This window comes from Sinorhizobium sp. M4_45 (assembly GCF_002885915.1).
GTDB lineage: Bacteria > Pseudomonadota > Alphaproteobacteria > Rhizobiales > Rhizobiaceae > Sinorhizobium > Sinorhizobium meliloti_A.
The window spans coordinates 364,376-379,271 of the sequence record NZ_NWVE01000006.1 but is presented as its reverse complement, the minus strand read 5'-3'; the positions used below and the strand labels follow the sequence as shown (position 1 = coordinate 379,271).

The 14,896-nt window shown below is 62.5% G+C and carries 13 protein-coding genes and 1 pseudogene; 6 read left to right on the top strand and 8 right to left on the bottom strand.

From position 1 onward, the window contains the following. Positions 1-172: 172 nt before the first annotated feature. Both CN933_RS19000 and CN933_RS18995 read right to left on the bottom strand, forming a co-directional pair. Positions 173-658, bottom strand: coding sequence for a YidB family protein (locus tag CN933_RS19000; RefSeq protein WP_102762129.1), 486 nt, complete (start codon positions 656-658; stop codon positions 173-175). A gap of 28 nt (positions 659-686) precedes the next feature. Next, positions 687-938: a GlsB/YeaQ/YmgE family stress response membrane protein gene (locus tag CN933_RS18995; RefSeq protein WP_102762128.1), complete on the bottom strand. Its 252-nt coding sequence runs from the start codon at positions 936-938 to the stop codon at positions 687-689. A gap of 368 nt (positions 939-1,306) precedes the next feature. On the opposite strand from CN933_RS18995, the pseudogene CN933_RS18990 reads away from it, so the two are divergent. Next, positions 1,307-1,650 (top strand): annotated as a pseudogene (locus CN933_RS18990) (DUF2200 domain-containing protein). A 162-nt stretch (positions 1,651-1,812) separates the two neighbouring features. On the opposite strand, the gene CN933_RS18985 reads toward CN933_RS18990, so the two are convergent. The 5 genes from CN933_RS18985 to CN933_RS18965 form a co-directional block, all read right to left on the bottom strand. Continuing rightward, positions 1,813-2,400 carry a DJ-1/PfpI family protein gene (locus CN933_RS18985; protein WP_102762126.1) on the bottom strand — a complete coding sequence of 196 codons (588 nt, stop codon included), beginning with the start codon at positions 2,398-2,400 and terminating at the stop codon, positions 1,813-1,815. A gap of 118 nt (positions 2,401-2,518) precedes the next feature. Further along, a complete protein-coding gene (locus tag CN933_RS18980; RefSeq protein WP_018096407.1) occupies positions 2,519-3,487 on the bottom strand; it encodes a substrate-binding domain-containing protein in 969 nt (322 codons plus the stop codon). A gap of 29 nt (positions 3,488-3,516) precedes the next feature. After that, positions 3,517-4,512 (bottom strand): ABC transporter permease, encoded by a 996-nt coding sequence (locus tag CN933_RS18975; RefSeq protein WP_102762124.1) that lies wholly within the window; start codon positions 4,510-4,512, stop codon positions 3,517-3,519. Further along, positions 4,478-6,070, bottom strand: a complete 1,593-nt coding sequence (locus CN933_RS18970; protein ID WP_102762123.1) for a sugar ABC transporter ATP-binding protein — start codon at positions 6,068-6,070, stop codon at positions 4,478-4,480. Before CN933_RS18970 ends, CN933_RS18975 begins: the two co-directional genes overlap by 35 nt. Beyond that, positions 6,067-6,759 (bottom strand): GntR family transcriptional regulator, encoded by a 693-nt coding sequence (locus CN933_RS18965; protein ID WP_102762122.1) that lies wholly within the window; start codon positions 6,757-6,759, stop codon positions 6,067-6,069. The genes CN933_RS18970 and CN933_RS18965 overlap by 4 nt, the downstream gene beginning before the upstream one ends. Positions 6,760-6,853: 94 nt before the next feature. Here CN933_RS18965 and CN933_RS18960 point away from each other — a divergent pair, with 94 nt between their 5' ends. The 5 genes from CN933_RS18960 (at position 6,854) to CN933_RS18940 (ending at position 13,765) form a co-directional block, all read left to right on the top strand. Further along, the gene (locus CN933_RS18960) at positions 6,854-7,882 is read left to right on the top strand and encodes an Ldh family oxidoreductase (RefSeq protein WP_102762119.1); all 1,029 of its coding nucleotides are present in this window, start codon (positions 6,854-6,856) and stop codon (positions 7,880-7,882) included. Continuing rightward, complete coding sequence (locus CN933_RS18955; RefSeq protein WP_102762117.1) at positions 7,879-9,078, top strand: iron-containing alcohol dehydrogenase; 1,200 nt, start codon at positions 7,879-7,881, stop codon at positions 9,076-9,078. The genes CN933_RS18960 and CN933_RS18955 overlap by 4 nt, the downstream gene beginning before the upstream one ends. Positions 9,079-9,094: 16 nt before the next feature. Then, positions 9,095-10,558 carry an NAD-dependent succinate-semialdehyde dehydrogenase gene (locus CN933_RS18950; protein WP_102762115.1) on the top strand — a complete coding sequence of 488 codons (1,464 nt, stop codon included), beginning with the start codon at positions 9,095-9,097 and terminating at the stop codon, positions 10,556-10,558. A gap of 15 nt (positions 10,559-10,573) precedes the next feature. Beyond that, on the top strand, positions 10,574-11,419 hold the full coding sequence (locus CN933_RS18945; protein WP_102762113.1) for an alpha/beta hydrolase: 846 nt from the start codon (positions 10,574-10,576) through the stop codon (positions 11,417-11,419). A gap of 252 nt (positions 11,420-11,671) precedes the next feature. Next, positions 11,672-13,765, top strand: coding sequence for an oxidoreductase (locus tag CN933_RS18940; RefSeq protein ID WP_102762111.1), 2,094 nt, complete (start codon positions 11,672-11,674; stop codon positions 13,763-13,765). Positions 13,766-13,819: 54 nt separating this feature from the next. Here the strand turns inward: CN933_RS18940 and CN933_RS18935 are convergent, their stop codons facing one another. Beyond that, positions 13,820-14,797 (bottom strand): 3'-5' exonuclease, encoded by a 978-nt coding sequence (locus CN933_RS18935; RefSeq protein WP_102762110.1) that lies wholly within the window; start codon positions 14,795-14,797, stop codon positions 13,820-13,822. Positions 14,798-14,896: the final 99 nt, after the last annotated feature.

Here is a 14,896-nt window from a genome sequence, read left to right as displayed (position 1 = left end):
ACAGCGGTGGGCATGTCGTCAGTGTTCGCGAGGGACGTGCCTAGAGCACTTCCGGGAAAGTGGAGCGATTTTCCGTCCGGAAGTGCGTTGAATCAAAATGGTGAAGCATTGAAATGCCCTAAGTGTGGGTGTCGCGTCGGCGGGAGACACGTGGCGCATCCCGCCGACCTGGCTAGGCGGAAGCGGGCCCGCCGGACCGCCCAAGGACTTCCTCATCGTTCTGCGGCAACTGACCGTTCGGAGTCATCTTGTCCACCGCGTCCGGGATCGATGTCGAAAGGCGCTTCAGCAGCTCATTGTAGTCCAGGCCCGTTTTCGCGGCCAATTCCTGAAGGGTATCCTTGCCGATCGACGATTCGACCTGTTCGGCCGAAATGCCCTGAGACGGCTTTTCGGCGCTTACCCAGGAGTCTGCCGCCTCCCGGTTCCCACCGTTCTTGAACGCATCGACAAGTTCTCCCAGGCCCTTGCTGAGCGAACCTTCCCCGGAGCCGCCGAACATCTTGCCGAGTTCGCCGAGAATGCCGCCACTGTTCTGAGCGCCCCCCTTTGCGTCCTGAAAGATCTGTCCCAGCTTGTCCCGGTTCTGGTAGCCAGCGACAGCGAGCAGCCCCAATAACGCCGCGAGCGACGGCATGGTGTTGCGAGATGAGGCCATTGTCGGTTCCTTTCTGCTTGGTGAACCCTTAAGCGCGCCGGGCGACGGCACCCCATACGAGCAAAACGATCACGGCGCCGACGATGGCTCCGATGAACCCGGCGCCCTGATTGGCGTTGTACCACCCCAATGCCTGGCCCAGATATGAGGCGACGAAAGCCCCTACAATGCCCAGGATTGTCGTCAGAATGAAGCCTTTCGGCTCGTTTTCGCCCGGCACGATGAGCTTCGCCACGATACCGGCGGCAAAGCCAATGATGATGGTCCAGATTATACCCATTCCAGAAGTCCCTCGTGTAATTAAGCAAGTCTGCTCATTGCATCGGCGGGTTCCGAGGCTCCCGTCCGTTGGAAACAATGAAAGGGGGCATCAGGAAAACACACATAGCGCGGCTCGACAAGGAGCAGCCGTATGTCTTTTGCCGGCTTGTCGGCCGCAGAGACGCGGCGACGACGAAGACAGGACGTTTCCGCCGGCGTCGCCGCCCGCTACGATGAGGCCATGCGAGCCGTCTCTCCGGCGCTTGCCAAGTATAGGGATGCTGCGCTGTCTGGCGATCTCGGAGAGGCGTTCATTGTCGCCGTTTGTTGTGGTCTTGAAGTCAGCTATCCTGGGCCGGAGGACATTCGGAGCGTTCAGGAGGACGCATGGAGAAGCATCGCATCTATTCGCTCAGCGTCGCGAGCGTCTATCCCCACTATATCGCCAAGGCTGAGAAGAAAGGACGCACGAAGGCAGAGGTCGACCAAATCATCCGTTGGCTGACGGGATATGGCCAACAGTCCCTGGACGATCAGCTGGCGAAGAATACCGATTTCCGGAACTTCTTTGCACAAGTATGAATCCCTCCCGATCGTTGATTACAGGGGTGATCTGCGGCGTCCGGGTGGAAGAAATCCAGGATACGACCATGCGGGAAATCCGCTACCTGGACAAACTGATCGATGAACTCGCAAAGGGGAAGGCGATGGAGAAAATTCTGCGAAAGTAGTCAGCCTCGTTTCAAGATTATGGAGCACGCGTTCGACAAGTACGAGCGAGGTCCGGTCGAATCACTGCTCCTGGTACAGCAAAAGCGCACGCTCCGACCGGCATTGGCAAACTCCCTCGGGCCGATCACCCGAGGGCAGTTGTCGATCTCACTCTCAATCCATTACGTGTGGGTGATCTTCGTGCCGAGCACGTTCAGGCACTCGCGCATGAAAGCGGCAAGGCCCGTCCACCCCTTCGCCGAGACCATGTTGCCGTCGACATAGGCCCCGGTGGGCTCCACGTCGATGTAGGTGCCACCGACAGCCGTCACCTCCGGCTCGCAGGCACCAAGGCCGGCGACCTTGCGGCCCTTCAGCACGCCAGGCACAGCCATGAGGATCTGCACCCCGTGGCAGATCGTGAAGATCGGCTTGCCCGTGTCGTGGAAGTGCCGCACCATGTCCTGAACGCGCTTGTCGGTGCGGATATATTCGGGGCCGCGTCCGCCGGCTGCATAAACAGCGTCATATTCCTCGACCCGCACTTCGGAAAACGTCTTGTTGATGTCGGCGTAATGGCCGAGCTTCTCCGTGTAGGTCTGGTCGCCCTCGAAGTCGTGCAACGAGGTCTTGATACGGTCGCCCGCCTTTTTGTCCGGGCAGACGACGTGCACCGTGTGGCCGACGGCCTCCATGCCCTTTTGAAAAACGTAGATTTCATACTCTTCGGTGAATTCGCCGGTTAGCATGAGGATCTTCTTGCCGCTCATGTCATATCTCCTGTTGCCTTGGATAAGTCGAGATACGGGATGCGGGTGGAAGCCGCACATATTTTTCCTCACCCCGCTCTCGTGTTTGATCGATGCCGGCCAGCAGGCCGGGCAACACTCAGAATGGGGAATCGGGGAAGTAGAACTGGTCGGCGTTCTCCGGAGTGATAAGCGGTGCACCGAGCAGGAACGAACCGCGCATCGGCGCCTGACCGGCGAATTGTGCCGCGGTCATATAGATGGCCGACTTGATCATTGACGGCGGATAGGGAGTCGAGACCGGCGTGCGCTCATTGCCTTCCTTCACCATTTCGATGACTTGCTTCATGCCGTTGCCGCCGAGGGCATACTTGATGTCCTTGCGGCCCGCACGGTCGACGGCCTCGATGACGCCGAGCAACATGTCGTCGTCGTTGGCCCAGACGGCGTCGATCTTCGGGTACTTTGCAAGATAGTCCTGCATGAGCTTGAAGGCTTCGTCCTGGTTCCAGTTGGCGTACTGGATATCGAGGATCTTGATCTTCGTCTTGTTGATGACGTCCGAGAAGCCTTTGATGCGTTCGTCGTCGATCACGGTCGGGATGCCGCGCAAGACGACGATCTCGCCCTCCCCGCCAAGTTTATCGGAAAGCCAGTGCGCCGTATTGGCACCCACGGCGATGTTGTCGCCAGCGACATAGAGGTCCTGGATCGTCGGGTCGGTGAGGCCACGGTCGACCACGGAGATGAAGGTGCCCTTTTCCTTGATCTGCTCGACCGGTCCGGTCAGTTCTTCCGACGTAAACGGCAGAATGACCAGCGCGTCGAGCTTCCGGGTCGCCGACAGGTCTTCAAGCGCGGAGACCTGCGCGGTCGCCGATGACGCGGTCGACAGCACGACGTCTACATTCGGAAAGGCGGCCTCGACCTCCTTCTCAGCCTGCTCTGCATGGTAGACGACTCCTCCCGTCCATCCATGCGTTGCGGCCGGAATTGAGACGGCGACAGTCACGTTCCTCTCCTGGGCCTGAGCGCTGCCCAGCGGCAGAGCCAGGACCAGGGTAGCCGTCGATAACAAGAGTCCAGCCTTGCGGATAATAGACTTCATTTTCTCCTCCTTCGAAGTCGGTGCTGTTTTCAGCGGTTGGCAGTAAAGCGGTGCGCCAGCATGGCGACGATGATGATCGCTCCCTGAACGGCGGCGACGAGGTATTCCGAGACCATGTCCGACAGAACCATGACGTTGGCGATCACCTCGAGGATGAGGGCGCCGGCCACCGTGCCGCCGATGCGTCCCCGCCCGCCGCGGAGCACCGTGCCGCCGATCACGACCGCGGTGATGACCTGCAGCTCCCAGAGCTGTCCGGTCGTTGGCGTCGCCGCGCCGAGGCGGGGCACATAGCAGATAGCAGCGACGGCGACGCAGAAGCCCTGGATCACATAAGCGACGGTACGGACTCCGGCGACGTTGACGCCTGAAAAGCGCGCGACCTCGACATTCGATCCCGCCGACTTCAAGCGGCGGCCATACTTGGTCTTGTAGAGCAGGAAGGCGCCGGCCACGACGACGACGAAGGTGATGAGCACCGGATAAGGAATACCGAAGACGCTGCCGAAATAGACCGGACGATAGGCTTCCCGGAGACTGCGATCGATAGGCAGCGAGCCGCCGTCGGTCATGAAGGTGATGAAGGCGCGGAAAATGCCCATCGTGCCCAGCGTCACGATGAAGGGCTCTATTCGCCCGACGGTCACGATAAGCCCGTTGAACAGGCCGCACAGCGCTCCCACCAGCAGCGCGATGCCCGCTCCCATCGGAATCGCCCAGGTTCCAAATGCCGGGGCGAGATGGTTCATCGCCATGATCATGATACCGGTGACGAAGGCCATCATCGAGCCCACGGACAGGTCGAGCCCGCCGGACGAGATAACGAAGGTCGCACCGACGGCGATGATCGCGATGAAGGCGCTCCGCGTAATGACGTTGATCAGGTTGGCCGACGACACGAAATTGGAGTTCACCAGCGCCCCGAACAGCACGATCACCGCAAGGGCGATGAAGGGCGCCAGATCGGCCCAACGGATGCGCGCTCCGTCGTCAGTGGGTGCGAGTGTTGCTGTCGCTGCGGTCATGTTTCTCCTCCCCGACGTCCGCGCGCCCACCGGTCGTGGCGGCGTAGACGACATTTTCCTCATTGATTTCGTTGCCGCTCAGCTCAGCGACGATCCTCCCGGCACGCATCACCAGAACGCGGTCGGAAAGACCCACCAGTTCCGGCATTTCCGACGAAATGACGATGCAGGCCTTGCCGGCGCGCACCATCCCGTCGATGAATTCATAGATCTGGCTCTTGTTGCCGATATCGATCCCGCGCGTCGGCTCGTCGATGATGATCACCGAGGGGTCGGCCATCATGACCTTGGCGAGGAGCAGCTTCTGCTGGTTCCCACCCGAAAGCTGGCTGGCTTCGAGGCGGAGCGAGCGAACGCGGATGTCGTAATCGGCCACCGCCTTTCGAAGGCGGGAAAGCTCTCCCCGCTTGTCCAGAAGGACACCCGGATTGATCGTGTCCAGCGCCTGCAGGGTGAGGTTGGGACCGAGCTTCTCCTCCAGGAGCAGGCCTTTGCCCTTGCGGTCCTCGGTGAGGTAAACCAGGCCGGCCTCCATCAGGGTGCCGACGGAACGGCTCCCGATCTGCCGGCCGTTCAGGACAATGCTTTTAACCTCTGACGGACGAAGACCCATCAGGCCCTCGATCAGTTCGGTACGACCCGCCCCGATCATGCCGCCGATACCCAGCACCTCGCCGGGCCTGACGCTAAATGAGACCTTCTGCGAGCCGTGGTCGACGGCAAGGTTGGTGACCGAAAGGATCGGAGCCGCAGTCGCGGTTGGCCGCTTATGCGGATAGAGCATTTCCAGCTCCCGCCCGACCATCAGCTCCGCCATTTCACGCTGGCCGAGGCCCGGCGCCGGCCAGGTCCCGATCATGCGGCCGTCGCGAAGCACGGTGACCCGGTCGGCAATCGCCTGAACCTCATCGAGACGATGGGAGATGTAGAGCACCGCAACCCCGTGATCGCGCAAGCTGCGGACGATGTCGAGCAGCGCCACCACTTCGTCGTTTGCGAGAACCGCAGTCGGCTCGTCGAAGATGACGACCTTTCGCTCGTCCAGGAGGGCGCGCGCGATCTGCACGAGCTGGCGCTGGGCGAGCGGCAACTCACCCACACGGTCGCGCGGCCGGGCCGCTGAACCGACCCGCGCGAGGAGTTCGGCGGCACGACTGTTCATCGCCTTGTCATCGACCAGCAGACCGCGGCCGACCTCGCGACCCAGATACAGGTTTTCCGCGACGGTGAGGTCCGCAGCGAGCAGGATTTCCTGGTGCACGAGTACGATGCCGGCATTCTCCGCCTCCACCGCGTTTCGGAACTCGATCGACTTCCCCTCCAGGAGCAGGTGGCCGGCCGTCGGGGCAACATGGCCGGAAAGGAGCTTCATCAGCGTCGATTTTCCGGCGCCGTTCTCACCGATAATGGCGTGAACCTCTCCAGCGCGAACCTCAAGCGTGACATCCGAAAGGACGGTAATCGGACCGTAGGCTTTGCCAAGGCCCTCTGCCGCGAGTGCGGCAACAGCAGGGTTTGGCAGCGGCGCGACCGCATTGGAAGGCAGGACCGCGTTCATTCGAAAGCCGAAAGCAAACGATCGCGCGAGCGTTCGATGTGGACGCGCATGGCATCGTATGCGGCCTGCGGATCGCGCGCCCGGAAGGCAGCCAGCAGACTCTCATGCTCTTCGAGCGCCTCCTGAGTCACCCGGATGTGGAACATCAGCCGGAAGATGTGCAGATGGACATGCTGGTTCGACAGCGTGCTGCGGATCACGTCGTTCCCGGCGATCTTCAGGATCGCGTCATGGAACTGCGCATCGGCGCGGGCAAAGCGGGAGTAGCGCGTGTTACGATCGACCGGAGCCTCGCCGTGGCCCATATCGGCCGCGGAATTCTCGAGCTGCTGGAGCGCCTCCGCAGTCATGTTGGCGACGGCAAGCCGGGCCGCTTCGGGTTCGATCAGCAGACGAAAAGCATAGAGGTCTTCGAACTGCTTGCGCGTCCATTGCGGGGCCGCACTATAGCCGATCAGATGCTCCTTTCGAACGAGGCCCTCGCGTTCCAGGCGGCTCAGGGCCTCGCGGATCGGGGTCTGGGAAACGCCGAGTTCGCGAGCGAGGACATCGATCGGAATGCGTGCACCAGGCGCAATATCGAGCGCCATCAGCCGGTGATAGATGCTGTCATAGACGCTTTCGACCACACTCGTCGGGCGGATACCGCCGCTCCTGCCTGCCCGCTCCGCTGCAATTGCCACTGCCATTCTCCGACTGCTTATTGACATACCAGGTTTTGTTGCAAATAACATATCGCATGTCAAATACAATATCGTATATGATCTGATATAGGATTTCTGGATGAGGCTCTCGCCCGATCGGTTGAGGAATTTGGCCGTTGCTCTACTCGATAAGCGGGGTGTTCCAGCCGACTCCGCCCGTCTCCAGGCCGACCTCCTCGTGGAGGCCGAGCTGCGCGGACTGCCCTCCCACGGCCTGCAACGCCTGCCGTTACTTCTGTCCCGGCTGGATAAAGGGCTTGCGAACCCCACGACGCGTGGAAAGGGAGTCTGGCAAAGGGACTCCTTTCTGAGCGTCGACGGCGAACGCGGCCTGGGCCCGGTCGTGATGATGAACGCCATGCTCGTCACGCAACGCGTCCTTAAGGAGACGGGGCTCGCCATCGCCGCGATCCGCAACGCCAATCACATGGGAATGCTTGCCTATTATGCGGAGGCCGCCGCAAGAGACGGCCTGATCGGCATTGTCATGTCGACCAGCGAAGCGCTCGTGCACCCATTCGGCGGAACGCAAGCCATGGTCGGCACCAATCCGGTCGCAATCGGCATTCCTGCGGGTGACCGCCCTTTCGTGCTGGATCTCGCAACCAGCATCGTTTCCATGGGCAAGATCAACAACCATGCGATGCGCGGTCTAGCGATCCCCGCCGGCTGGGCAGTGGACCGAGACGGTCGCGCCACAACCGATCCGCACGCGGCACAGGCAGGGGCGATCGCACCGTTCGGCGACGCGAAGGGATATGGTCTGGGCCTTGCGATCGAGCTTCTTGTCGCGGCGCTTGCCGGATCCAATCTGGCGCCTGAAGTGCATGGAACGCTCGACGACATTCATCCCGCCAATAAAGGCGACCTTTTCATTCTGATCGATCCCTCGGCAGGCGCGGGTAGCACACCGGAACTTGCCGCCTATCTCGACCGCCTGCGCCTATCCCGCCCGCTCGACCCTGCGCAACCAGTCGCCATTCCGGGAGACGGGGCACGCGCACGCCGCGCTGCAGCAGCGAAGACGGGCATCGAACTGCCGCGGCCGCTTTTCGACCAACTTACGGCCCTCGAGGTCGCTGAATTCATCGGAGGACATACGGAATGAACCTATTCGGCACACTAAGGGCGCCGCGCGAACTGCTTTTCGGCGCCGGGCAGCGCCATGCCCTTGGCGGCATCGCCGCCAAGCTCGGCCGGCGCGCGCTGATCGTCACCGACACGCGCCTTGCAGTGGATGCCGACCTGCTTACGCTGGTGCGGCGACTGGAGGAGGCAGGGCTTGAGGTGATGGTGGACAGTTCCACCCTGCCGGACGTCCCCGTGGAATCGGGCATCGCGAGCGCTGCCGCGGCCAGGGGCTTTGCGCCGGACCTCGTCATCGGCATCGGTGGCGGGTCCTGTCTCGACATGGCGAAATGCGTCGCCCTCCTCCTTACCCACGGCGGGCGGCCACAGGACTATTATGGCGAACATGCCGTCCCCGGCCCGGTGATGTCATTGATCGCCATTCCCACCACCGCCGGCACCGGCTCGGAGGTGACGCCCGTCGCCGTGCTTTCGGATGCCGAACGTAGCCTGAAAGTTGGCATTTCAAGCCCGCACCTGATCCCGGCGGTATCGATCTGCGACCCCGAACTCACCCTCTCCTGCCCATCCGGCCTGACTGCAATCGCCGGCGCGGACGCCCTAACGCATGCGATCGAAGCCTTCACGGCGATCCGGCGCGAGCCCGTCCCCGGTATCGCGCAGCAGCGCGTCTTCGTCGGTAAGAACGCGCTTTCCGATCACTTTGCCCTTGGCGCAATCACCCTCCTGTGGCAGGGGCTTGAGAGGGCATGCAAGGACGGCGCCGACGCCGGCGCGCGCGAAAAGGTGATGCTCGGCGCAACGCTCGCCGGTCTTGCTTTCGGGGTGGCGGGCACTGCCGCGGCCCACGCCATCCAGTACCCCGTCGGCGCGCTCACCCATACGGCGCATGGCCTCGGGGTCGCCTGTCTCATGCCCTATGTCATGACCTGGAATGCGCCGCTCATCCGCGACGAACTCGCGCAGATCGCGCATGCGGCCGGGCTCGGCGGACCGGATGAAGTGATCCCTGCCCTCGTTTCGCTCTTCGAACGCATCGGCATTCCCGCCACGCTGCGGGATCTCGGCCTCGAGGAAGACCGGATCGACTGGGTGGCGGAACAAAGCTCGGGTATCGCACGCCTCATCCAGAACAATCCCCGCCCCCTGAACCCGCACGAAATGCGCAACCTCGTCACCGCCGCCCATTGCGGCGACCGCTCGCGCCTGAACTGAGTCGAAAGGACCCTCCATGACCTTCCATGCCAAGTTTTCCGGCTACGCCGATCCCGCCCTGCACGCCGCGGGCCTCTACATTGGCGGCAAATGGCAAAGCGGTAGCGGAATAACCGTTCTCGACCCTTCGACCGGTAATCTGCTGGCCGAGGTCGCCGACGCCTCCATCGAGGACGCACAGCGCGCAGTCGATGCCGCGCATGCCGCTGCCGCGGGGTGGCGCGCCACTCCGGCTCGCCAGCGCTCGGAAATCCTGAGACGCTGGTATCAGCTGATGACACAGCACGCCGAGGAGCTTGCAACTCTCATCGCACTGGAAAACGGCAAGGCCCTGGTCGACGCACGCGGCGAAGTAGCTTATGCCGCCGAATTCTTCCGCTGGTACGCTGAAGAGGCGACCCGCATTCCGGGCGAATTCCGGCGCACTCCCTCCGGGTCGCACAATATCCTCGTTGACCATGAGCCGATCGGCATTGCCGTCCTGATCACGCCCTGGAATTTCCCCGCCGCAATGGCGACGCGCAAGATCGGGCCCGCGCTTGCCGCCGGCTGCACGGTGATCCTGAAACCTGCCTCGGAGACGCCGTTGACGGCCTACGCCATGGCCCGACTCGGCGAAGAGGCGGGCGTTCCGCCTGGCGTCGTCAACGTGCTGACCACAAGCAATCCAGGCGGAATAACGAATGCGATGCTCGCCGATTCGCGGGTTCGTAAGCTTTCATTCACCGGCTCGACCGGCGTTGGCCGCGTTCTGCTTGCCGAAGCCGCCAAGTCGGTCGTCAGCTGCTCGATGGAGCTCGGCGGCAACGCGCCCTTCATCGTGTTCGACGACGCGGACCTCGAGGCGGCACTCGACGGTGCGATGATCGCCAAGATGCGAAACGCTGGAGAAGCCTGCACTGCCGCCAATCGTTTCTATGTCCAGGCGGGCATCCATGATGCGTTTGTCGCTGGCCTCACGGCGCGGATGATGTCTCTGAAGATCGGTCCCGGATACGATCCCGAGACGCAATGTGGTCCGATGATCACGCAAAACGCCGTCCGCAAGATCGACCGGCTCGTCTCAGAGGCACTCGCCGCGGGTGCGCGGGCAACGACCGGCGGCAAACCGCTTATGGAAAACGGGTACTTCTATCCGCCGACGGTACTCGAAAACGTCCCCGTAAACGCGTCGATCGCACGTGAGGAAATCTTCGGACCGGTCGCGCCTGTCTACAAGTTCGAAAGCGACGACGAGGCGATCCGCCTCGCAAACAATACGGAGTATGGCCTCGCCGCGTACATCTACAGCCGCGATCTCAACCGTGCGATGAAAGTCGGCAAGCGCATCGAAACCGGCATGCTCGGCATCAACAGGGGCCTGATGTCAGACCCCGCCGCTCCCTTCGGCGGCGTTAAACAGAGCGGCCTTGGCCGCGAAGGCGGCGTGGCCGGCATTCTGGAATTCATGGAGCCGAAATATTATGCAGTTGATTATTGATCGGCGGAGCAGACGATGACAGCACAGGACCTTTACCGCATTCGCGACTTCGTGCCCGATTTCGACACCATCGCCACAGAATTCGCCGAACGCAGCCGGGCCTTATCGGCGCGCGCCGATGTGCGGGCAGACATACCGTACGGCGCCGGCGCCCGCGAGGTCGTCGATGTCATCTTGCCGGAGCGCCTGCAGGCCGGCGCGCCCCTGCATGTGTTCGTTCACGGCGGATACTGGCGCTCCGGCGAAAAGATCAACTATCGTTTCGTCGCTGCACCGGTTCTTGCGGCGGGCGGCATTGCGGCCCTGGTGGAATACAACCTGATGCCTCGCAGCCGCTTGGACCTGCTGGTGGATCAGGTTCGGCGATCGGTGCTCTGGCTTCAGGCCCACGCAAGCGATTTCGGCGCGGATCCTGCGCGACTGACCGTCAGCGGTCATTCGGCAGGCGCGCATCTTGCCTCCTTCCTCGCAGCAACCGGGCCCGAGGAAACCTACCCGCCCTCCCTGCCGACGCTTCAAGGCTTGCTGCTCCTAAGCGGAATCTACGACCTGTCGGGCATACCGGACAGCTTCCTTCGACACGAAGCGGAAATGACACCGATGGAAGCCGCCGCATGGTCTCCTCTCACCAGCTCGCAGCTCCCGTGCCCGACGCGCGTCATCGCCTATGGCACCGACGAGACGAAGCCATTCCAGAGTCAGGCGGCCGGGCTATGTGAGCTGCTGCGAGCCCGGGACGAAAGTGCCGAACTGCTCCCGGTTCCTGATCTCAACCACATGAGCGTCGTGCTCGATCTTGCCGATACCGACGGCATACTCGGCCGGCAGCTTCACGATTTGGTGGCCCGACCAACCCGGTGAATCCGGAAAAGCGCCTTAGGGCGAAATGCTCGCGGCGAGCGCCGAAGAAGTTCGGCGCTGGTGCGTTGGTTTATGTCGGCCGCATTGAAGGGATGCGAACCGCGGACCACATCAAAAACTACGCCGCAGCATAATATTATACACTCGTATAACAAATCTCTTGCCTGACGGAAGGTTCCCGATATCTTGCCGCCACCCCAACCGCGGCGCTCCGGCGCGGTGGGCCGCAGCTCCCCTTCAGGATCCAAGGCAATGTCCCGAGACACCCGCTTCGATATTCTCTTCGAACCCGTCAAGATCGGCCCGGTCACAGCGCGCAACCGCTTCTATCAGGTGCCCCACTGTTCCGGCATGGGCTACCGCTACCCCAATGCGGAAGCCCAGCTGCGCGGCACGAAGGCGGAAGGCGGTTGGGCGGTCGTCTCCACCCAGGAGGCGGAAATCCACCCGACATCGGACCTGACGCCAGCCAACGAAGCTCGTCTTTGGGACGACGGCGATCTGCCGGCCCTTTCCGCCGTCACGGAACGTATCCACGCCCATGGCAGCCTCGCGGCCATCCAGCTCGTGCACAACGGCCTTCACGTCGCCAACCGTTTCAGCCGGATGATCCCGCTCGCTCCCTCGCACGCCGTCAGCGACAGCCTCGATCCCGTCCAGGCGCGCGCAATGGATAAGGCAGACATCAGCGACATGCGCCGCTGGTATCGCAATGCCGCGCTTCGCGCCAAAAAGGCCGGCTTCGACATCGTCTATCTCTATGCCGGCCACGACATGAGCGTATTGCAGCACTTCCTGTCACGCCGCCATAACGATCGCAGCGACGAATATGGCGGCTCCTTCGAAAACCGGCTCCGCCTGTTCCGAGAGATTCTCGATGATGTGCGCGAGGCGATCGGTGACACCTGTGCGCTCGCGGTGCGCCTTGCCGTCGACGAACTGATGGGCCCCTACGGGATCACCTGCGAGGGAGAGGGGAAAGACATCATTTCGGCGCTCGGCGAACTTCCGGACCTTTGGGACGTCAATCTCTCCGACTGGTCGAACGATAGCCAGACGGCTCGTTTCTCCGAAGAAGGCTACCAGGAGCCCTATATCCGCTTCGTCAAATCCGTCACCACCAAGCCGGTGGTCGGCGTCGGCCGTTATACGTCGCCGGACAGCATGGTGCGGGTTATCAAGCAGGGCATTTTGGACTTCATCGGGGCCGCGCGCCCGTCGATCGCCGATCCCTTCCTCCCGAAGAAGATCGAGGAAGGGCGCATCGATGACATCCGCGAATGCATCGGCTGCAACATCTGCACCTCAGGCGACAATACCAACGTTCCAATGCGCTGCACACAGAACCCGACGGTCGGCGAGGAATGGCGCAAGGGCTGGCATCCGGAGACCATCGCGGTGTCCGAAAATCCCGAACCCGCCCTCATCATCGGCGGCGGACCGGCGGGCCTGGAAGCGGCACGGGCGCTTGCCCAGCGCGGCGTCGATGTCATGCTGGCGGAAGGCAGCGGCGAATGGGGCGGTCGCGTTGCGCGCGAATGTCGGTTACCCGGTCTTGCGACCTGGGGCCGCGTGCGCGACTGGCGCATCGGCCAACTCAGCACCCGCGTCAATGCCGAGCTTTACCTGCACAGTCGGCTTTCGGCCGCCGACATACTGCAATACGGCATCCCCCATGTGGCGATCGCGACCGGAGCGAGCTGGCGCACCGACGGCGTTGGCCGCACCCACCGGGTGCCGCTCGATTTTCTTTCGAAAGGCATCCTCGTCTCTCCCGACGCAATTCTCTCCGGGGGCGCCGAGGCGGTGCCCGCCGACGGCCCCGTCATCGTCTTCGACGACGATTGCTTCTACATGGGCAGCGTGCTCGCCGAACTGCTCGCCAGGAGGGGACGCACGGTCACCTTCATAACCCCGGAATCCCAGGTTTCGCCCTGGAGCAGGAACACGCTGGAGCAGGCACGTATCCAGAAGCGCCTCATCGATCTCGGCGTCGAGATCGTCACGGCCATGGCCCTCGCCGGTCGGACGAAAGACCAGCTGGAACTATCCTGCGTCTACAGCGGCAGGACCCGTCCGGTCGATTGCGCCACTCTCGTCCCGGTCACCGCCCGCCTGCCGGACGAAACGCTGTGGCTGGAGCTCAAAGCACGCGGAGACGAGTGGGCCGATGCCGGCATCAAGACCGTCACCCGCCTCGGCGACTGCCTCGCGCCAGGCCTGATCGCCGCCGCCGTCTATTCCGGCCATCAATATGCCCGGACCTATCAGGAACAGGTCGACAAGGATCGGGCGCCATTCATGCGGGAAGATACTGCAAGGCTTTACGGTCTTCGCTCGGCGTAGGATGGTCCCGCCCCCCAACCGAATGGGTTGGGCGCGCTCGACCGCGATGCTCGATTATCTTCGCGCCCGGTATCTGTCGAACGCCGTCAGCCGCTGCGTCGGAGGATCTGCCTCGTCCCAGCGATAGATCTCCTTCCGAAGGAAGCCGAGTTCAGCCTCGAGCTCCTCCTCGGCGACCTCAGTCCACCATGATTTTGGGCGGCCGTCGCTGCCGTCAGACCAGCGGTACCCGCGAGCCTTCAGCACGTCCTTCAGGTCGAACGGCGCATTCTCCGCGAAAATCCTGACCCGTGAACGCTGGCTCGCTTTGTAAAGTTCGGCAAACGGCGGCAGCTTGGCACCGTCCGCAGACTGCTCAAGCACCTCGAGGAGAGCGAAGCAGTCATCCACAGCCCGATGCCCGTCATGGAAATGTCCGCTCTGACCGATCAGATAGCCGAGCTTCGTGCCTTCGAAACCTCGCCCGCTCCAATCGATTTCGGAGACCGAGCATGCCCAGGCCTTGCGGACAAACACATCCGAAAGCGCCTCGCAAAACGGCCGATCGAAGCCGGCATTGTGGGCGATGATGAGATCCGCAGGCCCAACGATCGCTTGGACTGCAGCAATATCGATCGACTGGCCGGCGACCATGGCATCGGTAATACCCGTCAGCCGGGTGATGTCGGGCGGAATGGCGATGGTCGGCTGCTGCAAACCGCCATAAACAGCGACCACATCGCCGATCTCACCCTCTGCGTTGTAGGTGAATGCGACCAGCCCGATCTCGATGACCTCGCATCTGCGGGCATCGAGGCCGGTTGTCTCGGTGTCGAGGATGACGCCCCTCAGGGGAAAGCCGGGTCTCACATCGGACACGACCGTGCGGGCTTCAAGCTTTCGCAATATCCTGTAGCGACCCGTTGCCTTCAACGCGGCAAGCATCTCGGTTTCGGAAAGGGAGGTCGATGCCTGCCGGCGGGCCCGGCTTCGCTCGGTTCTCGCGGCTGCTGGTCGCACATCTCGGGCAAACATGTCGAGCTGAGAGGTCATCCGGTCCCCATCGTTAAGGTGCTCCAACTCTAAAGCGCCGGTTGCCCTGTGAACACCTCCCCCATGCTCATACCCACCGATAATGCGATGGAGCACCCC